We start from the raw sequence: 24,736 nt of genomic DNA on the forward strand, positions 1-24,736 counted from the left end.
GGCTCCCCGAGCCCCGCGTGAAACCGGAAGGACCCCGCTCCCGAGCGGGGTCCTTCCGGTTTTTCCGCCCTCGGTCCCCGTCCTTCGCGGCCGGTCCGCATGGCCGCCTCCACCCGGGAAGGGGTCCTTCCGGTTTTCCGCCCTCGGCTCCCGTCCGCATGGCCGCCTCCACCCGGGAAAGGGCGCGGCGGGGCCGCCGGCGAACGCGCACGGTCACGGGCACCCGGCGGCCCCCGCGCCGGACCCGGCACTCGGCAGGTCACGTTTTCACTTCTTGAGCCCTGGATTTGTATCCTTCAGAACATGGCCAAGAAGCCCGAAGACTCAGAGCGCCCGGGGCGCATCAAGCAGCTCCGCATGATCGCGAAGATCATCAAGGAGGCAAACCCCAAGGGGATGCCGATCGTCTACGCCTCGGCGCTGGGCACGCTCGCGCTGTGCGTGGTGATCGGCCTGGTCACGGGCTGGTTCTGGTATCTCCTCTTCATCGGGATCATGCTGGCCCTCACCGTCGGGCTGGTGGTGTTCGGCCAGCTCGCCCAGAGGGCCCAGTACTCCATGCTGCACGGGCAGATCGGCGCCGCCGCCGCGATCCTGCAGGGCATGCGCGGCAACTGGGAGGTCACCCCCGCCGTCGCCGTCACCCGCGACCAGGACATCGTGCACCGCGTGGTCGGCTACCCCGGCATCATCCTGGTCTCCGAGGGGCCGGGCAGCCGCGTGCAGAAGATGCTGGTCGCCGAGAAGAAGCGCGTCCAGCGGGTCGCGCTGGACGTCCCCGTCTACGACATCCAGTCCGGCGACGGCGACGGGCAGATCCCGCTGGCCAAGCTGCAGCGGCATCTGATGAAGCTGCCCCGCAACCTCAAGAAGCCCGCCCTGTACGAGATCAACAACCGGCTGAAGGCCCTCCCGCAGACGCTGCCGATGCCCAAGGGCCCGCTGCCGCGCGGCGCGAAGATGCCGCGCCCGAAGATGCGCTGATGAGCCTCGCCGGGGTGGGCCGCCACCGGGTGGACGCCGCGGCCACCTCCCGGGCCAACCGCGGCTGGTGGGACGGCGCCGCCGACGAGTACCAGGCGGAGCACGGGGAGTTCCTGCGCGACGCCGGGTTCGTCTGGGGCCCCGAGGGCCTGGACGAGGCCGACGCCCACCTGCTGGGCGATGTCTCGGGCAGGGACGTGCTGGAGATCGGCTGCGGCGCCGGGCAGTGCGGGCGCTGGCTGGCCGGGCAGGGCGCCAGGGTGGCCGCCTTCGACCTGTCCTTCCGGCAGCTCCAGCACTCCGGCCGGATCGACCTGGAGGCCGGGTCCGCGCTGCCGGTGGTCCAGGCGGACGCGGAGGTGCTGCCCTTCGCCGACCAGACGTTCGACCTGGCCTGCTCGGCCTACGGCGCGCTGCCGTTCGTGGCCGACGCCGGGGCCGTCCTGGCCGAGATCCACCGGGTGCTGCGCCCGGGGGGCCTGCTGGTCTTCTCGGTGAGCCACCCGATCCGCTGGGCCTTCCCCGACGACCCGGGCCCCGCCGGGCTGACCTCCGACCGCTCCTACTTCGACCGTTCCGCGTACGTGGAGATCGGCGAGGACGGGCGGCCGTCCTATGTCGAGCACCACCGCACGATGGCCGACTGGGTCGGCCTCATCACCGCGTCGGGGCTGGTGCTGCGGGGGTTAACCGAGCCCGAGTGGCCGCCCGGCCACGACCGCGAGTGGGGCGGCTGGAGCCCGCTGCGCGGCCGCCACCTGCCCGGCACCGCGATCTTCACCTGCGCGCGGTAAGACGACCCGCGCACGGCAAGGCGACCCGCGCACGGCAAGACGCGCGGAACCCCGCCGGGTGACCCGGCGGGGTGGACCGCTCACGCCGGACGCGCCCTAGCGGTCGCCACCGGCGTTCACGACCAGTCCGCCGAGGGCCTCGAAGGTGGTGAAATCCCCGGCGGAGACGAGGTTCTTGGTCACGGCGACCGTGATCCCGGTGGCCGTGTCGGCGTACGCGGCCGATCCGCCGCTGCCCGCCATCCCGAACAGGGTGAGGCCGTCGAGAGCCCCGGTGGCGCCGAGGGCGTACCCGAGGGACCTGGTGGTCGGGAAGGCGGTGACCTCGTCCATGCCGGTGAACTCCACCGCGGTGATCTCGCGAAGCCGTTCCGGCGAGACGAGCCGGACGCCGTCGACCTCGCCCAGCAGGGCGGCGTACATGCGGGCCACGGCGCGGGCGGACATGGTGCCGCCCGCCGGGATGTCGGAGGTCAGCACGTCGGCGCGGTTGCCGAAAGCGGCGTCGGGCATCGCCGCCATCGGCGCGGCCGTGTAGCCGTCCACGACCTTGAAGAACGGGATGTCCGCGAACATCGTCTCCGCGGACATCCCCTCGGGCATCTCGAAGTCGCTCGGCGCGTCCTCTAGGCGGGCCAGCCTGCCCAGCTCGGACTCGGGGACGCCGAAGAACAGCTCGTCCGCCACTCCCAGCGGCCCGGCGACCTCCTCCCGCAGGACCTGGGAGATCGGCGTGCCGGTGGCCCGGCGGACGATCTCACCGACGATGTAGCCGAACGACTGGGGGTGGTAGCCGCTCCTGGTGCCCGGCTCCCACCAGGGCCTGGCATCGGCGATCGCCGCGCACATCCCCTCCCAGTCGCACAGGTCCTGCGGGGTGGTGTCCACCGGTACGCCGGGCACGCCCGTCGAGTGGGTCAGGGCGTGCCGCACGGTCGCGCGCTCCTTGCCGTGGGCGCCGAACTCCGGCCACAGCTCGACGATCGGCGTGTCGTAGCCGAGGACGCCCCGCTCCACGAGCACGTGCGCCACGGTCGAGGTGACGCCCTTGCCGGTCGAGGCGCTCCAGAACGGCATGTCCGGCGTGACGAGGCGCCCGGTGGCCGGATCGGCGACGCCCGCGACGACGTCGACCACCTGCTCGCCGTGCAGGTACGCGGCGACCTGCAGGCCCCGCTCGGCACCGGACTCCACCAGCCTGTCGGCCGCTTCCTGGACCCGCTTCTGCATATCGTTCACGGTCTTCCCCTTCGTGATGAGGTGTGTGACCCGTATGACGGCCGGACTCCGGGAAAGGAATCGGTCCGGGGACGGGAAATCGGTCCGGGTCCCGGGAAATCGGTCCGGTCCCGGGAACGGGAGATCAGCGCCGCGAGGGTCGCCGGGAGATCGCGAGCAGGACGGCGGGCTCCCGCCCCGGGTTGCGCAGCGCCCGCACCGGCAGCCCGTCCAGCCACAGCACGTCGCCGCGCCGGAAGGCCCGGTGATCGCCGTCGGAGCAGACCAGCTCGATACGCCCGCGCTCCAGCAGGACGATCGCCCCCCGCCACTCGGCCTCGTCGTGGACGCGCGAGCCGCCGGGCTCGACCACGACCCTCCGCACGTCGAACGACGGCCCGAACCGTTCGGGAGGCGAGGGCGCCGGGTTCTCACCGGCGCCCGTCACAGCGTCTGGGGAAGATCGAAAGCCGGGAAGAGCTCGGCGCCGAAGGTCGTGATCTGGGTGACCAGCCCGTCCTCGACCCGCAGGACACCGAGCCACGAGCCGTGGTACTCGGACTCGCCGGCACGTTTGACGTACGCCGCCGCCGCGGGCTGCCGGTTGGCGCGGGTGGGCAGGACCCGCCAGTCGCCCCACGCCTCGGGGCCGATCATCGCCGGGCGCCACGCGTCGACGATCGCCGGCCCTCCCAGGATCCAGATCGGCGCCGGTGGCATCGACTGCCACGCGTCCGCGCGCAACACCCCGGCCAGGATGGCCGGGTCGGCCTGCTCGACGGCGTCGATGTAGCGCTGCAGCACCGCGCGCTCCTCACCGGTCGGATCCGATGACGGCGCCCAGTCCAGCCGTCGCGCCGGCAGGTTCTCCCGCATCGTCGACCGTGCCCGCTGCAGGGTGCTCTTCACCGAGACGACGCTCACCTCCAGCAGCGCGGCGGTCTCCTGCGCCGACCAGCCGAGGACGTCGCGCAGGATCAGCACCACCCGCTGCCGGGGAGGCAGATGCTGGATGGCGGCCATGAACGCCAGCTCGATCGTCTCCTTGGCGACCACGGCGACGTCCGGCTCGGCGCCGGCGGGCGCGACCGGCTCCAGGAGCCGGTCCGGGTAGGGGCGCAGCCAGAAGACCTCGGTCGGCGACGGCGACGGCACGCCGGGAGTGGCCAGCACCGGCGCCTCCCGCGGGCGCGGGCGGCGCGGGTGGCGGTCGAGGAGGTCCAGGCACGCGTTGGTCGCGATCCGGTACAGCCAGGCCCGGAACGTCGAACGCCCCTGGAAGCTCTCCCGCTTGCGCCAGGCGCGCAGGAACGTCTCCTGCACCATGTCCTCCGACTCCTCGAACGAGCCGAGCATCCGGTAGCAGTGCACCCGCAACTCCCGCCGGTACCTCTCCGCGAGCGCGCCGAACGCCGGCTCGTCACCCGCCAGCGCGGCGGCCAGGACCTCGCCGTCCTCCATCAGTTCCCGGCCTGTCTCGTCCCTGGTCACGACCTCATACCTCCCCTGCGGCGTCCCGCCCGGCGCGGCCGCCCCCGATATGACGGCCACCGGCCGGGAAAGGAATCGGTGCAGGCCCCGGTTCCGTCCCGCCCGGACCGCGGGATCCGGCACGGGCCCGGAGACGGGCGGCGGTCCGGGAGCCGTGACGGGCACGGGGAGAGCGCGGGGCGAGCACGGGCACGGGGCGAGGGTAGTGCGGACGCGATCACGAGCGCGAGCACGGGCGAGGAGAGCGCGGCCGCGAGCACGGGCGCGGAGCACGAACCGGGGAGCGCGACCGCGACAACGGGCGCGGAGCGAACGCCGGGGGGCAAAAGCGGGGGCGGGAGCGGGGAGCCGGGTGCGGGCGCGGAGCGAACGCCGGGGGCGGGAGCGGGGAACCGGGTGCGGGCCGGCTCAGAGGCGTACGACCACGGTGTTCGCCGCGCGGTCGTGCAGGCCGCGCTGGTCGCGGTCCCAGACGAGGGCGGGCACGGCCAGGCAGAGCAGGAAGGTCCGTACCAGCACGGCGACGAAACCGGGGGCGCCGCCGCCGAGCGCGGCGACCCGGACGCCGAGCAGGCGCATCCCGAAGGTCATTCCCATGGTGCCCACCAGCAGGAGGTATTCGGCGGCGAGGACCAGGACCGGCACCCAGGGCGCCCCGGCGGGGTCGATCCGCAGGAGCCCCTGGGTGATGGCCCAGGTGCAGATCAGCCAGTCGATCACGATGGCGCCGATCCTGCGGCCGAAGCCGGCCACCGAGCCGCTGCCCTCCCTCGGCAGCCCGAGCCGCTCCCCGGGGTAGCCGAGATCGACTCCGGCGGACCTGACGCCGCCGAGCCAGGTCTGCGTCCAACGCGGCTGCTTGCTGCTCATGCCCCCAACGGTAGCCGCCCGGGACGCCGCCCCCGCATCCGCCCGCATCCCCTACCGGCTACCGGTATCACGCGAAAGCCGTGGATCATGTGTGTCGGCACCCACGAGATCCCCCCGGAGAACCCCCGTGTCCGACATCGACGACATCGACGAGCGTTTCAGAGCGCTCACGGCTCAGATCGACGAGCGGGAACGCCGGCGGATGAACAAGGCCGCCGTCCAGGAGTGGACGCGGCATCCTCGCCTCCGGCGGCGCCGGAGGCTGCGGAACGCGGCGATCGCCGTGGCGGTCCTGGTGGCGGCGGCCGGGGGGTTCGTCGTCTACCGGCCGGATGTCGTCGACCAGGTCCGCATTGCCGTCTCCGGGCGGCTCCCGGGCCTTGCGGCCGGAGAGACCGCCGAGACGGCTGGAACGAACGAGCCCGCCGAGACGGCGCGCGCGGAATCGGGGAAGACCTCCCCCTTCGACGGCTCGCCCGCCCAGGGGTACGCCGACGGCGCCAAGGGACTGGTCATGCCGCCCGCCAGGGCGGTGGGCGGGCTGAGCCGCAAGGAAGTGTCCGCCGCCATGCGGCACGCGAGGAGCCTTCTGGTGGCCTCGCACCTGGACCGGAAGGTGCTGATGGGCGGCAGGCCGGAGAAGCTGATCCGCCTGCTGGACCCGGAGCAGCGCACGCCGTTCGTCAAGGGGCTCAAAAGTCCGGGCAGGAAGGGGGCGTATCACAGCCGCCAATGGGTGACGAGCCTGGCGCCGGGGAGCGCCGAACTCGTCACCCGGACCGTCAAGGTGGACGGCGAGACCCGGCTGTCGGCCTTCCGGGAGAACGGTCTCAGGGGCGTCCGGGTCAAGGTCAACTACCTGTTCGTGTACGCGGTCCGGCGGCCGGGCCGCCCGGACACCGTGACGAGGCTCGTCGCCCACAGCGTCGGCGTCGTGCAGGCGTGGCGGGACGGTGACCGGCTGCGCTTCTGGGTGGGCGACTGGAACCGCGGGGGTGTGGCCTCCGCGCGGTGCGACATCGACGACGGCTTCGTCCGCCCCTTCTATCCGGACTCGCAGACCGACGTGAAGGCGACCGGTCCCGCCGTGGATCCCTACTCCCGCGCCGAGGTCGACATGCCTCCGGGAAGCTGCGGGACGCTGACGTCGGGGACGTGAAACTCGAGTAAAGGAAAGACCTCTCATACCCGCCCGAAGCGGACTTGAGGACTACCGTGGAGGCGATGTTCGCTTAACACGGGTGAAACAAACGAGACACGGGACGGTAACGGCGCAGGCATACTTTCGGGCTGTTAGCCCGTCCCATGGGAGGTTCGCGTGTTCAACTCCGCCGACGACGTCCTGAAGTTCATCAAGGACGAAGGGGTGCAGTTCGTTGACGTCAGGTTCACCGACCTGCCGGGGACGACGCACCATTTCACGTTCCCCTCGGAGAATTTCGGGGCCGGCGTCTTCACCGACGGCCTGATGTTCGACGGCTCGTCGATCCGCGGGTTCCAGGCCATCCACGAGTCGGACATGCTGCTGCTGCCCGACCCGTCCACGGCCGTGCTCGACCCGTTCAGGCAGCACAAGACGCTCAACATCAACTTCTTCGTGCACGACCCGCTGACGGGCGAGGCCTACAGCCGCGACCCGCGCAACGTCGCCCGCAAGGCGGAGGAGTATCTCAAGGGCACCGGCATCGCCGACACGGTCTACTTCGGCCCCGAGGCCGAGTTCTACATCTTCGACGACGTGCGGTTCGAGACCAACGCTCACTCGAGCTACTACCACATCGACTCGATCGAGGGCGCCTGGAACAGCGGCAAGGCCCAGGACGGCGGCAACCTCGGGTACAAGCCGCGCTTCAAGGGCGGCTACTTCCCGGTCCCGCCGATGGACCACTTCACCGACCTGCGCTCGGAGATGGTCCGCAAGCTCATCGACGCCGGGATCGACGTCGAGATGCAGCACCACGAGGTGGGCACGGCCGGTCAGGCCGAGATCGACTTCCGGTTCAACACGCTGCTCAAGTCCGCCGACACCCTGATGCTGTACAAGTACATCGTCAAGAGCACGGCCCTGGAGCACGGCCACACGGTCACCTTCATGCCCAAGCCGATCTTCGGTGACAACGGTTCCGGCATGCACTGCCACCAGTCGCTCTGGAAGGACGGCGAGCCGCTCTTCTACGACGAGGTCGGCTACGCGGGCCTGTCCGACACCGCCCGCTACTACATCGGCGGCCTGCTCAAGCACGCCCCGTCGCTGCTGGCGTTCACCAACCCGACGGTCAACTCCTACCACCGCCTGGTGCCCGGCTACGAGGCCCCGGTCAACCTGGTCTACTCCCAGCGCAACCGCTCGGCGTGCATCCGCATCCCGATCACGGGCTCCAACCCGAAGGCCAAGCGCATCGAGTTCCGGGTCCCCGACCCCTCCTGCAACCCGTACTTCGCCTTCGCCGCCCAGCTCATGGCGGGCATCGACGGCATCCGTAACAAGATCGAGCCGGTCGAGCCGGTCGACAAGGACCTCTACGAGCTTCCCCCGGAGGAGGCCCGCAACATCCCGCAGGTCCCGGGATCGCTCTCGGACGTGCTCGCGGCCCTGGAGGCCGACCACGAGTACCTGCTGGAGGGCGGCGTGTTCACGCCGGACCTGATCGAGACCTGGATCGCCTACAAGCGCGAGAACGAGATCGACCCGATCCGCCTGCGCCCGCACCCGCACGAGTTCGAGCTCTACTACGACGTCTGAGTTATCGAGCCTCTGATCTGGGAAAACGCTGACGGTCAACCCGTCAGGGCACCTCCAGGACACTCAGGCATCCCGCGAAAGGCCGTCGGCCGTCCCTCCGTTGAGGGCACGCTCGGCGGCCTTTCGCATGCGCCCCTCCCCCGGCGGCATGAAGGGCGTGCAGAGATGTCTTTCTGCCATGGCGACCTCTCCCGAAAAGGATAAAGGCACCTAAGTCAACTGAAACGACTTCACGAAAGCCGGGGGACACCAACTGAGCGAACCGGCGAACGTGATCGCGTTCGCCGATGAAACTTACATCGGCGAACGTGATTCACCGCTGCCGAGGTAAGCGGCCTCCCCCCTCGAACCGCCCGGAACGCGGGCCGATCCAGCGGGGATCCGGTGCGCCGCGGGCACCGCGCGGAGGATCGCGCCGGGCCGCCGGCAGCCGGTGCGGCGACAAAGACACCGGCCTTGGCCTGGCGTATCGGGCCCGCGAGCCGCCGGGTCGCGCCGTACGCATGACCGGCGAGGTCCCATCGCGACCCGCGGGAAGTCCGCCATGTCGCGGAGGGTCACCCGGCGTCGCGACGCCGGGTGAACGCAGATGCGCTTTTCCCCGCTTCATCGACTATTGCGAGACACCTCTGTTAATGGGACATTACCCCCAGACATCATTCGGCATACGTCATACGTTACAAAATGGTAACGCCGCGTTTGCCACGGATTCTTAGGGCGTGTCATGAGGAGACCTCTCGCCGGCGGCGGTGACCCTCGTCAGCGCGGTGCCAGGGCGGACAACCGGGGCTTCTTCGGTACCGGCGAGCTCGTCCTTCGAGTGATGGAGAGCCCGTGAGCCGCCTGCGGCGAATGCCCGGCGCGCAGGACCGGCCGGCACCGCTCATCCCGCGGCGAGGACATCCGGCCCCACCGACGACGGGTCCGCCGACGCCCACGCCCCACCGGCGATCGCCGCGCATGGCGTGAGGGTGGCCCGCCTCGCCCGCCAGGAAAGGCGCACGGCCCTCCGATCGACGTCCCCGACCGCAAGACAGGCGCCGCGCTCGCGCGATGGCACACCCCGGCGAGTTCCGCTGCGGCGGGGTGACCGCGCGGCGAACACTCTGCTCGGAACCAGCGAAAGGAACAGAGCGTGAAGTCAGCCTTGTCCACCACCGGAAAGGTGTTGGCGGCGTTTGCGGTGTTCGTCGCCGCAGCGTCGCTGCCGACCTTCGCGGGTGGCGCCCCGGCCTCGGCAGCGGCCCAGGCGACCTATTACGTCGCTCCCGGCGGCGACGACGCCAACCCCGGAACGATCACGTCACCGTTCAAAACCCTGCAGCGCGCGAGAGACGTCGTCCGCACGGTGAACGCCAACATGACCGACGACATCCACGTGTATCTCCGCGGGGGCAACTATCCGGTCGGCAGCACGATCGACTTCACGCCGGCCGACTCCGGCACGAATGGTTACCGGGTCGTGTACGCCGCGTACCAGAACGAGACGCCGATCCTCAGCGGAGGCGTTCAGGTAACCGGATGGACGCAACACAGCGGCAACATCTGGAAAGCCCCGCTGAATCGCAGCAACAAGCTCCGTGCGCTCTACGTCAATGACAAGCGGGCGTACATGGCCTCCAAAACAATAGGCTCGGCGGGGTGCACCGGAACCTACAACATCACGGCGGGACAGGCGTCCTGGGCGTGGGAATCAGGCTCGCAGTGCGCGGGAGCGAAGTACAGTCTGAATGATTTTCCGGCCATCGCCGGCAATCAGGACGACATCGAGGTGGAGACGGGGACGACCTGGACCACGGCCATCGTGGGAGTCCGGCAGGTCACCTCTGACGGCACGAACCGTATAGCTCTGTTCCAGCAGCCGGGCGCGGCCATCGCCCAGGGCGCCTTCAACGGGAACGCCCAGGTCGGCGGCACCCACAAGGTGATGAACGCCTACGAGTTCCTGGACACGCCGGGCGAGTTCTTCTTCGACAAGACGAGCCGGACGGTGTACTACTACAAGGCCGCTTCCGAGAACATGGCGACCGCCACGGTTTTCGCACCGAACAATGTGTCCACCCTTCTCAAGGTCGCCGGCACCTCCACGAGCGCTCGCGCCCGGAACATCACATTCTCCGGCCTCACGGTCCAGCACTCCGACTGGAACCTGTTCAACGTGGCCGGCTCGGCGTTCAAGCAGGCCCAGCAGGGCAATCTCGGCGCGCAGGCGTATGCCAAGCAGAACTTCCACGTCTATTACTACCGCAATGTCGACATGGCGCCCGGCATCATCCAGATCGACAACGCCGACGGGCTCGTCCTGGAGAGGAACCGGATACAGCACACCGGCGTCGACGGAATCAACATGGTCAACGACGTGGTGAACACGCAGCTGATCGGAAACCACACCAACGACATCGCCGGATCCGCCATCGCCGTGGGCCATCCCCAGCACGTCTACATCGGGGACCACACCTCGACGAATCGCGAGAAGTATCCCGCCCAGGTCGAAGGGGCGCCCAAGAACATCACGATAAAGAACAACTACATCTACGACAGTGCCGTGTTGTTCAACGGGCACAGCCCCATCTCGGCGTACTTCGCCGACGGTCTGTCCATCCAGCGCAACCGCATCGAGAAGACCCCGTGGTCCGGCGTGACGCTCGGCTGGGGCTGGTGGAACTTCGACGGCTCGTCAGGCTCGATCGCGCCCAACCGGCCGACCACCACGGCGAAGAACAACACCATCAGCCACAATCACTTCATCGACACGGTGCAGCGCCTGAGTGACACGGCTCCCGTCTACACGCTGGGCAACCAGCCGGGAACCACGATCACCAACAACTACATGCAGGGCGTGCCGTCCGGCCACAAGTACGGGCTCCACCCGGACGAGGGCTCGGGGAACATGACCTTCCGCGACAACGTCCTGAGTGTGGACAAGAACATCACCTGGCTCATCAACTCCGACGACTTCGGGCGTAAGCACGACCTGAGCATCACGCAGACCTACGGCCCCATCAACAAGGTCTCCAACAAGAACCTGCCGAACAGCACGATCCAGGACATCCTCGTGTCCTCCGACTACGTCTGGCCGTCGCAGGCCTACGGCATCGCCGTGAACTCCGGACTCGAGGACGCGTACCGGAACATCATCCCCCAGAGCAATCTCTCCCTGCCGGACTACGTCCTGCCCGCCAGCACGTTCGTCGCCGCCGGTACGACGTCGATTCCCATCCGGAGCGCCGGCGACGCGGGCAAGTCGGTCTGGCTGGCTCCCTTGGGGACGACGTCCTTCGTCGCCGGGAACACGATGACCAGGGCGGGCGGAACCGCGACCTCCATCGCCGTTCCGACGTCGACCGGTGAGTACCGGCTCTACGTCGTGGACGCCCAGGGGAACCGATCGCCTGAGTCGAAGTCGCTCGTCAGGCAGGGAAACGGCGGCGGAAGCGGCCAGACCGGCACGATCGTGGGCGGCCAGTCGGGTCGATGCGTGGACATCACCGGCGGCGCCGCGACCAACGGCGCTCAGGCGCAGTTGTGGGACTGCAACGGCGGCACCAACCAGCGGTTCACCTACACCTCCGGCAAGCAGCTGCAGGTGTTCGGCAACAAGTGCCTGGACGCCTACAACCAGGGCACCTCGAACGGCACCCAGGTGATCATCTGGGACTGCAACGGACAGACCAACCAGCAGTGGAACCTCAACTCCAACGGCACCGTCACCGGTGTGCAGTCCGGGTTGTGCCTGGACGCCAACGCCGGCGGCACCGCCAACGGTACGAGGATCATCCTGTGGTCGTGCAACGGCGGCACGAACCAGCAGTGGAGCCTGCGCAGCTGACGTGAGGCCCTGCCGGGCCGCGGACGGTCATCGCGCACCGTCCGCGGCCCAACCCGCCTGCGGCCGGGATCCCATCCGAAGGCGTCGTATCCGAGGGCCGGACGCCGGGGACATCCGGCAGGAGGACCGCGGCGCCGGTTCGGGCCGGACGACCACGACCGCCCCGGAACCCCCGGTACACCGGGGGTTCCGGGGCGAAACCCGGTACTCGGCGAGGGGGCGTCCGACATGGAATCCCCTCCCGGTGTTAGATCATCGCCAGACGGGACAGGGAGGTGGGGCCGGACGGCGACGCGTCCGGCCGAGGACCGGCACCTGGAGGTTGTGCATGCTTGCTCAGACCACGCGCAAGGCGGCGCTGGCCGCCGCGACGATGGCGGCGCTCGTCGGCCTGGTCGGCGGTTGCGGAGGCGGTGGCGACGATGACGGGGACGACGGTCCCGACGTCGTCAACACGACGACCGGACCCGGCGTGGACGACGACGGCGGCACGGACGACGACGGGGACGACAACAACTGACGACACCGGCCGCGAGGCACAGGTGGGCGGCGCTTCCGTATCGCGCCCCGCACCGTACCCGGCACCACCGCGACCCGCGTGCTTCGCACGCGGGTCGCCGCGTCTCTTGACACCGGCCCCCTCAAGGCATCACCACCCGCTCGAAGTCGTCGTCCCCGTTCTAAGGACCGCTCATGACGACTTGGTCCCATCTCGAAGTCCCGGCGCCGCGCCGTCCGCCTCCTCCACGATGCCGATGCTCATCGAGGCCGCTGCAACATCGAGACCGAGACCACCGTCGGGCCCGAACGAACGAGCCTGAACGAAATAGGGCAAAACAACATACGACGCGCATCACCGGCTTGTTGGGCAGACTGGTCATGACCCACAGGGACCGACCAGGCGAGGTGACGTGGCAGAGTCGCTCCGGGACGAAGAGGCGGACCTCAGGCCTCCCCGGGCCGGGGAGCGGCAGCCCGGCCCCCTCGGGCACACCCGGCCCCTCGGGCATCACGGTTCCCCCGGTTTCTCAAGCCCTCCCGGGGGTTTCTCGAGCCCTCCCGGGTTTCCGAGTCCTCCCGGCGGTCACGGTCCTCCCGGGCGTCACGGTCCTCATCGGCGCCGCAGGCAGGCCGCGGCGGCCGTGCTCCTGGGAACGTTCCTCCTCCTGAGCGCCTCCACCTGGATACCGACCCGGCCCGTCACCCCCAACCGGATCACCGCCATCGCGTACGCGATCGAGGCCGGGCAGCACCAGCCCGGCTGGCGGGGCGGGGAGATCCCCTACTCCTGGGGCGGCGGCCACGACGATGACCCCGGCCCCTCCTTCGGCACCTGCCAGGGCTATCGGGGGTCGATCAAGCCCTGTCCCGCGACCAGGACCCGCGGCCTCGACTGCTCCGGGCTCGCCCGCTGGGTCTACCACCTCGCCTACGGGCGCGACGTGCTTGGACCGGGTAACACCGACGACCACGTCAAACGACTCAAGAAGATCCCCGCCGCCGTGGCGAGGCCGGGGGATCTCGTCTTCTACGGCAAGGTCGGCAAGCGTAAAGTCAGGACCCACCACGTCGGCATCTATGTCGGCCGGGGCAAGATGATCAATGCGCGGAGGACCGGGACCGAGGTGCGGATCGATCGCGTAGCGGCCATCGACGACCTCGCCGGTTACTTCCGTTACGCGAGGACCCTCTGAGGTCCCGCGAAAACGGCACAGCGGGAACCCCCGCCGTTCACTAGGAGAGATATGCGCCTGGGCGTCATGTTCGACCGTGACCTTCCCCCCGAGTCACTGATCCCCTTCTGCCGCCATCTGGACGCGGCCGAGGTGGACGACGTCTGGGTGGTGGAGGATCTCGGCTGGACCGGGGCCGTCTCGTCGGCGGCCACCGCGCTCGCCGTCACCGAGCGCCTGCGGGTGGGCATCGGGATCACCCCTGCGCCGCTGCGCAACCCGGCCCTGCTCGCCATGGAGCTGGGCAACCTGGCCAGGCTGCACCCGGGCCGGCTCGCGGCCGGCATCGGGCACGGCGTCCAGGACTGGATGCGCCAGGTGGGCGTCCTCGCACCCTCGCCGCTGGCGTTGCTGGAGGAGACCATCACGGCGGTACGGGGGCTGCTGCGCGGCGAGACGGTCACCCTCCAGGGCAGGGCCGTGCGGCTCGACGGGGTGAGCCTGGTGCATCCCCCCGCCGTCGTGCCGCCGGTGCTGGCCGGGGTGGTGCGCCCCCGCTCGCTGGAGCTGTCGGGACGGGTGGCGCAGGGCACGATCCTGCCCGAGGGGGTCGGTCCCCGGCAGATCGAGGCGGCCCTGAAGCTGACCGGCGAGGACGATCACGAGATGGTCGTCTTCGTCAACCTCTACGTGGGCGACGACCGCGCCGTGGTCGCCGGTCTGGCCGAAGGCTCCGCCGGATTCCTGAAGGTCGCCCCGGAGGAGGTCGTGATGGCGGCCGGTTCTCCCGAGGAGGCCGCTGACCAGGTCAGATCCCTGTGGGAGGCGGGTGCCCGCACGGTCGTGGTCCGCCCGTACGGACCGGACCCGCTCCCCCAGGTCGACCTGCTCCTGGCGGAGCTCCGCTAGGAGCGGTCGCCGCGGGCCGGGAACCGGCCGTCGCGAGCTAGGAGCGGTCGCCCCGGACACCGGTGAGGCGGCGCAGGACGTCCCACCAGAACGAGGCGCCGAACAGCAGCGCGACCATGGTGAGCAGATAGCCGGGCCAGTGCCCGGGAGCGATGAGCCGGTCCCACCAGGCTCCGCCGTTCCAGTGGAAGGACGGATCGGCGGAGCCGTCGGGCGGGATCGTGATGCTCACGATCGCGTGATCGAAGATCTTGACCAGCGCCGGGGAGCTGAGGGACTCGGTCACGCACTGGTACGGCTCGGCGAGACCGATCTCGCCACCGGCGCACTTGTCCTTGAGCGCGGCGTACCCGTCCCCGCCGCCGCCCGCGATGGCGCTCACCCCCGCGCGGTAGGCGTTGTCGCGCAGCAGGGTCTTGCCGTACTCCAGCGCGTCCATGCTGAACGCCAGCGTCAGCACCACGCCCAGCGCGAACACCACCCACTTCACGTAGCGGGCGTAGAGCGTGGACAGGCGCTGCATCTCCCCGTTGAACCAGTCCTCGACGCCCTTGCGGAACCTCGGCAGGTCCCGCTGGGCGCCCTCCCAGACACCCTTGAGGTGGCCCGCGAGCGGGCTGTTGATGGCCTCCAGCTTGGCGAGCAGGCCGTCGATCCCGCCCTCCTCGGCGGCGACCAGCTCCATCACGGCGCCGGAGAACCGCTCGGGCGGGATGTTGGCGATGCTGGTACGGGCGCCCTTGGGATGGTCGATCTCCTGCAGCCGCTCGTACAGCCGCGCGGTCATGTCCACCGGCGGCGCGAGCCTCTCCGGCGATTCCCCGGCGACGGGCCCGCCGTCCGCGGGAGCACCGTCCGCGGGAGCATCGGGAGGGCCACCGGCGCCCGCCTCCCCTGCGGCGCTCTCCGGGGCGACCCCCTCGGAGATCTCCTCCGAGCCCCTCTCCGCGGCCGCCTGGGCGGCCAGGACCGTGGCCGCGTCGACCCGCATCGGCTCGACCACCGCGGGCGCGGGGTCGGAGCTGTGCACCGGGCGCGGATCGTCCTTGGAGAAGGGCAGCTTCGCGAAGACGTCGGCTATCTTCGACGGGATCCACGACCTGCCGTCCTCCGAGCCGTCCAGGGTGTCCCTGAGGTAGGCCCACAGGAACTTGCTGCGGATCCCGAGCAGCCGGACGAAGGCCTCGTTGATCCCGCTCACCAGGAGCGACAGGAGCAGAAAGGCCAGGATCAGGCCGATGGCCAGATCAATGTAAACGGATATCAAAAGGATCACCCGGACCGTTGATACACGGACGCCCCCGGCGGCGCAACGCGATCACCGAAACAGGTCGGTTTTCGTGACCGGGAGGACGCCCGCGCGAACGGGCGCGCTGGTCATTCCTCGTGAAAACGGATCGGTCCTCGTGGAAACCGGCCAGTCCCCGCGAAACCGGGTCGGTCCTCGTGGAAACCGGCCAGTCCCCGTGGAAGCGGGTCAGTCCTCGTAGAAGACGCGCTCCACGACCCGGCGGGCGCGGCGGGTGGCGCGGCGGTAGTCGTCCACGAAGTCCTCCGTACCGTCGGGCGGGTAGCCGAGGGCGCGGGCGATGAGCCTGCGCTCGCGGGCGTCCACCGGGATCGCGTCGGAGGCGCGGCCCCTGACGGCGACGATGGCGTCGCGGATGCGCGAGGCGAACCGCCACGCCTCGGCGAGCACGGCCTCGTCGGCCTCCGACAGCAGACCCTCCGCGACCGCCGCGCCCAGCGCCTCCAGGGTGCGGGTGGTCCGCAGCGACGGCCGCGACCCCGCGTGCCGGAGCTGGATGAGCTGGGCCACCCACTCCACGTCGGACAGCCCGCCGGGACCGAGCTTGGTGTGCAGCGCGGGATCGGCGCCGCGGGGAAGGCGCTCGGCCTCCATCCGGGCCTTGAGCCTGCGGATCTCCAGCACGGCCGCGTCGGAGATGCCCCCCTCGGGGTAGCGCAGCGGGTCGGCCAGGTGCAGCAGCCCGACGCCGAGCTCGGCGTCCCCTGCGGAGAAGCGGGCGCGCAGCAGCGCCTGCGACTCCCACGGCGACGACCACCGCTCGTAGTAGGCGGCGTAGGAGGCCAGGGTACGGACCAGCGGGCCCGCCTTGCCCTCGGGGCGCAGGCCGGGGTCGATGAGCAGCGGCGGGTCGGGGGCGGGCAGGGCCAGCAGGCGGCGCAGCTCGTTGGCCACCTCGAACGCCGTCTCGGTGGCCTGACGCTCCGGCACGCCCTCCAGCGGCGAGTGCACGAACATCACGTCGGCGTCGCTGCCGTACGAGGACTCGATCCCGCCCAGGCGGCCCATCGCGATCACCGCGAACCTCGTGCCCAGCGGGGTGCGGCGCTCCATCTCGACCTTGTCGATGGCGGCGTCGAGCGCGGCCTGGATCGTCACGTCGTTGAGCCCGGACAGGGTCTGGCCGACCTCCTCGATGCCGATGATCCCGGAGAGGTCGGCGACGGCCGTGCGGCACAGCTCCCTGCGGCGCAGCGCCCTGACCGCGGCCACCGCGCCCTCGGCGTCCCCGGGGTGGCGGGCCACCACGGTCCGCGCCTCGGACAGCACCGCCTCGACGGGCCTGGGGGCCAGCTCCGCGTCCGAGCCGAGCATCGCGACCGCCTCGGGGGCGTTCATCAGCAGACCCGTCACGTAGCGGCTGGTGCCGAGCATCCTGGCCAGGCGCGACGCCACGGCGGTCTCGTCGCGGAGCAGCCGCAGGTACCAGGGGGTGGAGCCGAGCTTGTCGGAGATCTGGCGGAAGCCGAGCAGACCGGCGTCGGGGTCGGGGGCGTCGGCGAACCAGCCGAGCATGACCGGCAGCAGGGTCCGCTGGATCGCGGCGCGGCGGGAGACTCCCGTGGTCAGCGCGCTGATGTGGTGCAGCGCCCCGCCGGGGTCGGCGTAGCCGAGCGCCTCCAGCCGGGCCTTGGCCGCGGCCGTGGACAGCCGGGCCTCCGACTCGGGCAGCCGGGCGACGGCCTGCAGCAGCGGCCGGTAGAACAGCTTCTCGTGCAGGCGCCTGGCCTCCATGGCGTGCCGGCGCCACCTGGTGGTGAACTCCCCCACCGGGTCGGCGGTCATGCCCAGGCTCCGCCCGAGACGGCGCAGGTCGCCGTCGCCCTCGGGCACCACGTGCGTGCGGCGCAGCCGGTGCAGCTGGATCAGGTGCTCGACCTGGCGCAGGAAGGTGTACGCCTCGGCGAGGGCCTTGGCGTCGTCCCTGCCCACGTAGCCGCCGCGGGAGAGGGCGCCGAGCGCGGAGAGCGTGGCCCGCCTCCGCAGCAGCGGGTCGAGGCGGCCGTGGACGAGCTGGAGCAGCTGCACCGCGAACTCGATGTCGCGCAGCCCGCCGGGCCCGAGCTTCAGCTGGCGGTCGGCCTCGCCGCCGCGAACGTGGGCCTCCACCCGGCGGCGCATGGCCTGGACGTCCTCGACGAACTTGTCGCGGGTGGCGGCCTGCCAGACCATCTCGTTCATCGCGGCGACGTACTGCTGGCCGAGCTCGGCGTCGCCCGCGACCGGCCTGGCCTTCAGCAGGGCCTGGAACTCCCAGGTCTTGGCCCAGCGCCGGTAGTAGGCGAGGTGGCTGGCGAGGGTGCGGACCAGCGGCCCGGCCTTGCCCTCGGGGCGCAGCGCCGCGTCGACCTCCCACAGCGCCCCCTCCGGGGTGCTGGTCGAGCAGGCGCGCATCATGCCCTGGGCCAGCCGGGTGGCGAGCTTGATGGCCGCGTGCTCGTCGGGGGAGCCGTCGCCTCCCTCGCGCGGCTCGGCCACGAAGACGACGTCGACGTCGCTGATGTAGTTGAGTTCGCGTGCCCCGCACTTGCCCATGCCGATGACGGCGAGCCGTACCGACCCCGCCTCGGGGTGCTCGGACCTGGCGACGGCGAGTCCCGCCTCCAGGGCGGCCCCGGCCAGGTCCGACAGCTCGGCGGTCACCCCGGGCAGCGAGACGACCCCGGTGACGTCGCGCGCGGCGAGGTGGAGCAGGCGGCCCCGGTAGGCGGCGCGCAGCGCCGACAGGGTGGCGGTGGAGGCGTCGGCGGCCCTCGGCTCGGGGTCGTCCGGCTCGGCGCCGACCGCGAGCAGCAGCTCCGCACGGAGCTCCTCCGCGGTCGGGCGGTCCGCGTCCGGTGCCCCGCCGAGCAGGCGCCAGTGGTCCGGGTGCCTGACGACGTGATCGCCGAGCGCGGCGCTGACGCCGAAGACGCCGAGCAGCCGCGCGCGCAGGCCGGGGTCGGCCCGGAGCGCTCCAAGCACGCTGGGATCCTGCTCGGCCAGCCGGTTCAGCGAGGTGAGCGCCAGGTCGGGGTCGGCCGCGGCGACCAGCGAGGTCAGCAGGTCGATGTCACCGACGGCCTCGGGCCCCAGCTCGTCGAGCAGCCGCTCGGCCCTGGCGCCGTCGGCGAAGCCGAGCCTCGCCAGGCGCCCGGCGGTCGTCTGCATCCGAGGCACGGTTTCCACCGACCCTCCATGTTCCTCGATCACAAGCACGGGTGCCCTTCCTCAGTCCCTACCCCGAGCGATCAAAGGTGCACGCTCCCCGCGGTCCGTGGACCCCGGTTCTCCCGGCGGGTGGGCGGGATCGGCGCGACCTGCCTCCGGATCCCCACCCTGGCCCGCGTCCCGCGCGTTCGGAGCGTCGCCGCACACGCTAATCCTGAAACTGTGCGGCGTCGTTAGCGGATTCGCACCGTAATCGCGCGGTCACGCGCTTTGGACGGCCCCGGCGACGGCGGCGAACCGCTCGGCGAGCGGCTTCCACGCGGCGACCAGGCCGTCCTCGCTCTCCTTCGCGCGCGCGTTGAGCTCCTCGACCGAGTGTCCCAGGCCGGTCAGGACGTCGGCCGAGCCGGCCGTCCAGCCGACGAAGATCTCCGGGGTGGCCTCCGGATGGAACTGCACCGCCCAGGCGCTCTCCCCCAGCCGGTAGGCCTGGTTGGGGTACGGGTCCCCGGCGGCCAGCGGCACCGCGCCCGGGGGGAGCTGCGTGATCGCGTCACGGTGGTACTGCACGGCGGGGGAAGGGCCGAGGCCGGCGAACAGCGGATCCGCCGCGGCGGCGGGCAGCGGGACGACCTCGGTCACGCCGACCTCCAGCCCGTGCTCCCCGCGCCCGACGGCACCGCCGCAGGCGAGCGCCATGAGCTGCGCCCCCAGGCAGATCCCCAGGGTCGGCACGCCCTCCTCGACACAGGCGCGGATCAGGTCGCGGGTGGCGGGCAGCCAGGGACACCGCTCGTCCTCCCAGGCCGCCGCCTCGCCGCCGAGGACGATCAGCCCTTCGGCGGCCCGCTCGGGCACGGCCTCGCCCAGGTAGGGCCGGACGACCTCGCAGACGGCCCCGGCCCCGGAAAGCCATCCGGCGAGGAATCCGAGCCCCGCGTCGGCCTCGTGCTCGATGACGGTAATCCTCATACGGCAATTATGGGCTTATATAGGCACAAGGCGGTCAGGGCGGGCGAGGCATACGAGACCGCCGCGCTTCATGTCGGCCGTGGACATTGACCTCGGGCACGGGCACCCGCCACCTTGGCATCAGCCCCGCCGGAACCGGAGGCGGGGCTCCATGTACGAGGAGAACCGATGAACCCCGTCCTCAGTGATGTCGAGGTCCCCGGCGGCGCGCTGCGCGTCGCCCGCTTCGGCACCGGGCCCCGCGTGATCGTGGCGGTGCACGGCATCACCGCCTCGCTGCGGGCCTGGGCCGGCGTCGCCCGCCGGCTCCCCGCCGAGTGGTCGCTGGTCGCGATGGACCTGCGGGGCCGCGGCCACAGCGCCGGGCTCCCCGGCCCGTACGGCCTGGCCGCGCACGCCGAGGACGTGAACCTCGTCGCCCGCTCCGTGGGCGCCGAGTCCGGCATCGTGCTCACCGGTCACTCGATGGGCGCCTACGTCGCGGCCCTCGCCGCCGCGGGACACGACTACGCCAGGGTGGTGCTGATCGACGGCGGGCTCCCGATACCGCCGCCCCGCGGCGCCGACCCCGACGCGGTCCTGGAGGCCACGCTCGGCCCGGCCCTCGCCCGGCTGGACCAGACCTTCCCGAGCGTCGGCGCGTACCTGGACTTCTTCAAGGCCCATCCCGCCTTCGCCGAGGCGTGGACGGAGGAGGCGGAGGAGTACGTCCGCTACGACGCGTCGGGGCCCGAGGGGGCGGTGCGCTCGCGGGTGCGGCGGGAACCGGTCCGCGAGGACGGCCGGTGGATGCTCACCGAGGGCGAGACGGTCGGCGCGGCGCTGCGCGCGATCACCTCACCCCTGTCGCTGCTGCGCGCCCCGCGGGGGTTGCTGAACCAGCCGGTCGGCATGCTGCCCGACGAGCTGGCCGCCGCGTGGGCCAGGCGGCTGCCCGCGCTGGAGGACGAGGTGCTCGACGACTGCAACCACTACACGATCCTCTTCGACGACCGCTGCGCCTCGCTGGTCGCCGAGCGCCTCTCCCGGTAAGTCATGGTGAGCCGTTAGTGGCGACCCCACGCCGGGTCGCCACCAAGGAGGTCGTACGGGCCGAGGAGGTCGTACGGAACGCGGGAGGCGGGCACCCGGCGCCGGGCGGGACCGGCGAGGAGCGGCGGGACCGGACGCGGGACGCCGGTCAGGCCCGGTCAGGCGGGCTGGGCGGGCGTGATCCAGGTGGCCTTGGCCGCGGCGACCAGGGTGCCGTCGGTCTCGTAGACGGCGCTCTCGCCGAAGAGCTTGCGGCCCTCGCGGCCGGTGGCGCGGGCGACGACGGAGTAGGTGCCGCCGGGGTAGATCCGGCGGTGGATCCGCGCGGTCAGGCGGCCGAGCAGGGCGAACTCACCGGGCCCGAAGTGCGCCCAGCCGGTGGGGCAGTCGAGGGCGGCCCACAGGATCGCGTCGGGGACGACGCCGTCCGCGTCGGTGATGGTCATCGGGACCCGCCAGCCGGCGGCGATCAGGTCGGTGCCGGGCACCGGGCCGGGGAAGATCCGCAGGCCGTCGCCGGGATCGCGCAGGCCGCACGCGAAGCAGCCGGGGAAGGCGTGCCCGGCGAGGCCGGCGAAACCGCCCTCGGCCTTCGCGGCCTCGTTGAAGGGCACGAAGTCCGGGACGTCGAACTCCTCGGCGACCGTGATGGCCTCGACGAGGAGCTTCTCACCGTGGGTGAGGGTCGCGGTGTTGGCGAGGTGGCCCAGGGACAGCTCGGTGTCCAGCGGGGTGGGTGCGTGCAGCGTGACCTCGACGGCCGAGTCGTGCCGGGCGCCGTGCAACGCCTCCGAGACCGTACCCGCGATCCAGCCGCCGTTCGCGGAGCCCTCGGGACCACGGAAACGCGCCGGAACGGTCAGCACGGTCTGCAGCTCGGACGTCGTCGTCATGCCGCACCTCCTGTCGCCTTTATGGCGATCAATCCTCAGAAATCACGTTAATCGGACCGACCGATTTTACCGGACTGCTTGTACATACAGCCAACTCGGGATCGATGACGACCTCGTTAGCCGTGGGTAACGCCGGTATGACGTCTGGCGGGCGGTCCCGGATCACACGTTCCGGAAAGAACGCGGCACAGTCCGTCACGTTCCAGGAAGAACGCGGCACACTCCGTCGCACCCCGCCCCGATCACGGCCTCCGGCGGGAGCGCCGGCCCCCGTCACCCGCCGCCGGATGCCCGGTACGGCCGCTTCACCCTCCTCGCGGCCGGCCGGCACGCCGGGGTGCTCCTCGCACGGCACCCGCCGGCGATGTGGTCCTGTGGGCGCAGGACGGTCGCCTCCGGTCCCGGAGGGGCGGCGAGGGGCGGCGAGGGGCAGGAAGGGACAGGAAGGGACTCGGCGAACACCCGACAAAGGCGGTGCGGAGAATGTCGGGCGATCGGGACCGGTGCCGCCGCACGATGGGGGCATGGATGACACGACCTTGGTATCCCGCTTCCTCCGCGACGGCTTCGTGAAGCTGGAGGGCGCCGTCGCGCCGCGCGTGGCCGCGGACTGCGCGCGGCTGCTGTGGCGGGAGACGGGCTGCGACCCGGACGATCCGTCGACGTGGACGCAGCCCGTGCACTGGGTGGCCGGCATGGCGCAGGGGCCGTTCGCCGCCGCGCCCAACTCCCCGTTCCTGCAGCACGCGTACGACCTGCTCGTCGGCGCGGGACGCTGGGAGCCGCGCTACTCGCTGGGCACGTTCCCGCTGCGCTTCCCGCACGAGGAGGAGCCGGACGACGCGGGCTGGCACATCGAGGGGAGCTACCTGCCGGAGGGCGAGAGCTGGTACTTCACGAATCTGCGCTCCCGGGGCCGGGCGCTGCTGATGCTGTTCCTGTTCAGCGAGGTCGGTGAGGAGGACGCCCCGACCCGGATCCGGGTCGGCTCACACCTCGACGTGCCGAAGGTGCTGGAGAGGTACGGGGAGGACGGGGCGAGCGGGCTGGTCCTCGCGCCCGATCTGGTGGCGGCGTCCGGCCACCGGCCACTCGCCCTCGCCACCGGCTCCCCGGGCGACGTCTTCCTGTGCCATCCGTTCCTGGTGCACGCGGCGCAACCGCACCACGGGGGGCGGCCGCGCTTCATGGCCCAGCCGCCGCTGATGCCGGCCGTGCCGTACGAGCTGGAGCGGGCCGACGGCGCGTACTCACCCGTGGAGATCGCGATCCGCCGGGGCCTGGGACAGGCCACCCCCGGCCCGGACGGGGACGGTATCGGTTAGACGTGCTTCATTCTTGAAAAGGTGTGGGGCCGGACGGGTCATCGCTGTCCGGCCCCACACCTTTACGAAGTAAGAACCAATCCGACCTGGGCTTACAGGACCGGCAGGTAGCGGCCGAGCTCGAACTCGGTGACCTGCCTGCGGTACTCGCTCCACTCGGCGCGCTTGTTGCGCAGGAAGTAGTCGAAGACGTGCTCGCCGAGGGTCTCGGCGACGAGCTCGCTGCGCTCCATGACCGCGATGGCCTCGTCCAGCGACTGGGGCAGCGGCTGGATGCCCAGTGCCCTGCGCTCGGCCGAGGTCAGCGCCCACACGTCGTCCTCGGCTCCGGGGGGCATCTCGTACCCCTCCTCGATGCCCTTCAGGCCGGCCGCGAGGATCACGGCGAAGGCGAGGTACGGGTTGCAGGCGGAGTCGAGCGAGCGGAACTCGATGCGGGTCGAGCCGCCCTTGTGCGGCTTGTACATCGGCACCCGGACCAGGGCGGAGCGGTTGTTGTGGCCCCAGGAGATGTAGCTCGGGGCCTCGCCGCCCGCTCCGGCGATCGCCTCGGCGCCGCCCCACAGCCGCTTGTAGGAGTTGACCCACTGGTTGCAGACCGCGGTGATCTCGGCGGCGTGCGTGAGCAGGCCACCGATGAAGGAGCGCCCGATCTTGGAGAGCTGGTAGTCGGCGCCGGGCTCGTAGAAGGCGTTGCGGTCGCCCTCGAAGAGCGACATGTGGGTGTGCATGCCGGAGCCGGGGTGCTCGGTGAAGGGCTTGGGCATGAAGCTCGCCCAGATGCCCTGCTCCAGCGCGACCTCCTTCATGACCAGGCGGAAGGTCATGATGTTGTCGGCGGTGGTGAGCGCGTCGGCGTAGCGCAGGTCGATCTCCTGCTGGCCGGGGCCGCCCTCGTGGTGGCTGTACTCGACGGAGATGCCCATCGACTCCAGCATCATGATCGCGTTGCGCCGGAAGTCGTGTCCCGAGCTGTGCGGCGTGTGGTCGAAGTAGCCGCCGCCGTCGATCGGCTCGGGCCGCTCGTCGCCCTCCGGCCGGTTCTTCAGCAGGAAGAACTCGATCTCCGGGTGGGTGTAGAAGCTGAAGCCCATGTCCGAGGCCTTCGCCAGGGTGCGCTTGAGCACCCAGCGGGGGTCGGCGTGCGAGGGCGAGCCGTCCGGCATGAGGATGTCGCAGAACATGCGGGCCGCGCCCGGCGTCTCGCTGCGCCAGGGAAGGATCTGGAAGGTCGACGGGTCGGGCTTGGCGAGCATGTCCGACTCGTAGACCCGGGCGAAGCCCTCGATGGCCGAGCCGTCGAAGCCGATGCCCTCGGCGAAGGCCCCTTCGAGCTCGGCCGGAGCGATGGCCACCGACTTCAGGAACCCGAGCACGTCGGTGAACCACAGCCGGATGAACCGGATGTCGCGCTCCTCAAGGGTGCGGAGAACGAACTCCTGCTGGCGGTCCAAGGCTTCTCCTTCATTGCCGACGTGCCGCAACACGCCTAGTGGTCTCCCAGTTTGCCCTCTCAGTGTTTCGCACACGTTACGAGGAAGAAC

At 71.0% G+C, this 24,736-nt stretch carries 19 protein-coding genes; 10 read left to right on the plus strand and 9 right to left on the minus strand.

Going from position 1 to position 24,736, the window contains the following annotated elements; all coding sequences use genetic code 11:
- Window positions 1-303 precede the first annotated feature (303 nt).
- Window positions 304-984 carry a DUF4191 domain-containing protein gene (locus AB0F88_RS03020; protein ID WP_362676724.1) on the plus strand — a complete coding sequence of 227 codons (681 nt, stop codon included), beginning with the start codon at window positions 304-306 and terminating at the stop codon, window positions 982-984.
- The gene (locus AB0F88_RS03025; RefSeq protein ID WP_362676726.1) at window positions 984-1,778 is read left to right on the plus strand and encodes a class I SAM-dependent methyltransferase; all 795 of its coding nucleotides are present in this window, start codon (window positions 984-986) and stop codon (window positions 1,776-1,778) included. Before AB0F88_RS03020 ends, AB0F88_RS03025 begins: the two co-directional genes overlap by 1 nt.
- Window positions 1,779-1,874: 96 nt before the next feature.
- Here AB0F88_RS03025 and AB0F88_RS03030 read toward each other — a convergent pair whose 3' ends face one another.
- The 4 genes from AB0F88_RS03030 to AB0F88_RS03045 form a co-directional block, all read right to left on the minus strand.
- Window positions 1,875-3,008, minus strand: a complete 1,134-nt coding sequence (locus AB0F88_RS03030) for a serine hydrolase domain-containing protein (RefSeq protein ID WP_362677926.1) — start codon at window positions 3,006-3,008, stop codon at window positions 1,875-1,877.
- A gap of 133 nt (window positions 3,009-3,141) precedes the next feature.
- Window positions 3,142-3,444, minus strand: coding sequence for a hypothetical protein (locus tag AB0F88_RS03035; protein ID WP_362676728.1), 303 nt, complete (start codon window positions 3,442-3,444; stop codon window positions 3,142-3,144).
- Window positions 3,441-4,487, minus strand: a complete 1,047-nt coding sequence (locus tag AB0F88_RS03040) for an RNA polymerase subunit sigma-70 (protein WP_362676730.1) — start codon at window positions 4,485-4,487, stop codon at window positions 3,441-3,443. Before AB0F88_RS03040 ends, AB0F88_RS03035 begins: the two co-directional genes overlap by 4 nt.
- A gap of 408 nt (window positions 4,488-4,895) precedes the next feature.
- Window positions 4,896-5,357, minus strand: coding sequence for an RDD family protein (locus tag AB0F88_RS03045; protein WP_362676732.1), 462 nt, complete (start codon window positions 5,355-5,357; stop codon window positions 4,896-4,898).
- A 127-nt stretch (window positions 5,358-5,484) separates the two neighbouring features.
- Between AB0F88_RS03045 and AB0F88_RS03050 the strand changes: the two genes are divergently transcribed.
- The 6 genes from AB0F88_RS03050 (at window position 5,485) to AB0F88_RS03075 (ending at window position 14,511) form a co-directional block, all read left to right on the plus strand.
- Window positions 5,485-6,516: a hypothetical protein gene (locus tag AB0F88_RS03050; RefSeq protein WP_362676734.1), complete on the plus strand. Its 1,032-nt coding sequence runs from the start codon at window positions 5,485-5,487 to the stop codon at window positions 6,514-6,516.
- A gap of 159 nt (window positions 6,517-6,675) precedes the next feature.
- Complete coding sequence (gene glnA / locus AB0F88_RS03055) at window positions 6,676-8,100, plus strand: type I glutamate--ammonia ligase (RefSeq protein WP_362676736.1); 1,425 nt, start codon at window positions 6,676-6,678, stop codon at window positions 8,098-8,100.
- 1,135 nt (window positions 8,101-9,235) lie between these two features.
- Window positions 9,236-11,929, plus strand: a complete 2,694-nt coding sequence (locus AB0F88_RS03060) for a lectin (RefSeq protein WP_362676738.1) — start codon at window positions 9,236-9,238, stop codon at window positions 11,927-11,929.
- Window positions 11,930-12,257: 328 nt separating this feature from the next.
- Window positions 12,258-12,449: a hypothetical protein gene (locus tag AB0F88_RS03065; RefSeq protein WP_362676740.1), complete on the plus strand. Its 192-nt coding sequence runs from the start codon at window positions 12,258-12,260 to the stop codon at window positions 12,447-12,449.
- A 622-nt stretch (window positions 12,450-13,071) separates the two neighbouring features.
- On the plus strand, window positions 13,072-13,623 hold the full coding sequence (locus tag AB0F88_RS03070; protein WP_362676742.1) for a C40 family peptidase: 552 nt from the start codon (window positions 13,072-13,074) through the stop codon (window positions 13,621-13,623).
- A gap of 51 nt (window positions 13,624-13,674) precedes the next feature.
- Complete coding sequence (locus AB0F88_RS03075) at window positions 13,675-14,511, plus strand: LLM class flavin-dependent oxidoreductase (protein WP_362676744.1); 837 nt, start codon at window positions 13,675-13,677, stop codon at window positions 14,509-14,511.
- A 37-nt stretch (window positions 14,512-14,548) separates the two neighbouring features.
- Here the strand turns inward: AB0F88_RS03075 and AB0F88_RS03080 are convergent, their stop codons facing one another.
- From AB0F88_RS03080 to AB0F88_RS03090, 3 genes are all read right to left on the minus strand, one after another.
- The gene (locus AB0F88_RS03080; protein ID WP_362676746.1) at window positions 14,549-15,787 is read right to left on the minus strand and encodes a hypothetical protein; all 1,239 of its coding nucleotides are present in this window, start codon (window positions 15,785-15,787) and stop codon (window positions 14,549-14,551) included.
- Between the two features lie 201 nt (window positions 15,788-15,988).
- Window positions 15,989-18,970 carry a bifunctional [glutamine synthetase] adenylyltransferase/[glutamine synthetase]-adenylyl-L-tyrosine phosphorylase gene (locus AB0F88_RS03085; RefSeq protein WP_362677928.1) on the minus strand — a complete coding sequence of 994 codons (2,982 nt, stop codon included), beginning with the start codon at window positions 18,968-18,970 and terminating at the stop codon, window positions 15,989-15,991.
- 261 nt (window positions 18,971-19,231) lie between these two features.
- On the minus strand, window positions 19,232-19,942 hold the full coding sequence (locus AB0F88_RS03090; RefSeq protein WP_362676748.1) for a type 1 glutamine amidotransferase: 711 nt from the start codon (window positions 19,940-19,942) through the stop codon (window positions 19,232-19,234).
- Between the two features lie 168 nt (window positions 19,943-20,110).
- Here AB0F88_RS03090 and AB0F88_RS03095 point away from each other — a divergent pair, with 168 nt between their 5' ends.
- Complete coding sequence (locus AB0F88_RS03095; RefSeq protein WP_362676750.1) at window positions 20,111-20,974, plus strand: alpha/beta hydrolase; 864 nt, start codon at window positions 20,111-20,113, stop codon at window positions 20,972-20,974.
- A 158-nt stretch (window positions 20,975-21,132) separates the two neighbouring features.
- Here AB0F88_RS03095 and AB0F88_RS03100 read toward each other — a convergent pair whose 3' ends face one another.
- On the minus strand, window positions 21,133-21,867 hold the full coding sequence (locus tag AB0F88_RS03100) for a hotdog fold domain-containing protein (protein WP_362676752.1): 735 nt from the start codon (window positions 21,865-21,867) through the stop codon (window positions 21,133-21,135).
- A gap of 524 nt (window positions 21,868-22,391) precedes the next feature.
- Here AB0F88_RS03100 and AB0F88_RS03105 point away from each other — a divergent pair.
- Window positions 22,392-23,192, plus strand: coding sequence for a phytanoyl-CoA dioxygenase family protein (locus AB0F88_RS03105; protein ID WP_362676754.1), 801 nt, complete (start codon window positions 22,392-22,394; stop codon window positions 23,190-23,192).
- A 92-nt stretch (window positions 23,193-23,284) separates the two neighbouring features.
- Here AB0F88_RS03105 and AB0F88_RS03110 read toward each other — a convergent pair whose 3' ends face one another.
- A complete protein-coding gene (locus tag AB0F88_RS03110) occupies window positions 23,285-24,646 on the minus strand; it encodes a glutamine synthetase family protein (protein ID WP_362676756.1) in 1,362 nt (453 codons plus the stop codon).
- Window positions 24,647-24,736 lie beyond the last annotated feature (90 nt).

The organism is Streptosporangium sp. NPDC023963 (genome assembly GCF_040639135.1).
In the GTDB taxonomy this organism is placed as follows: Bacteria; Actinomycetota; Actinomycetes; order Streptosporangiales; family Streptosporangiaceae; genus Streptosporangium.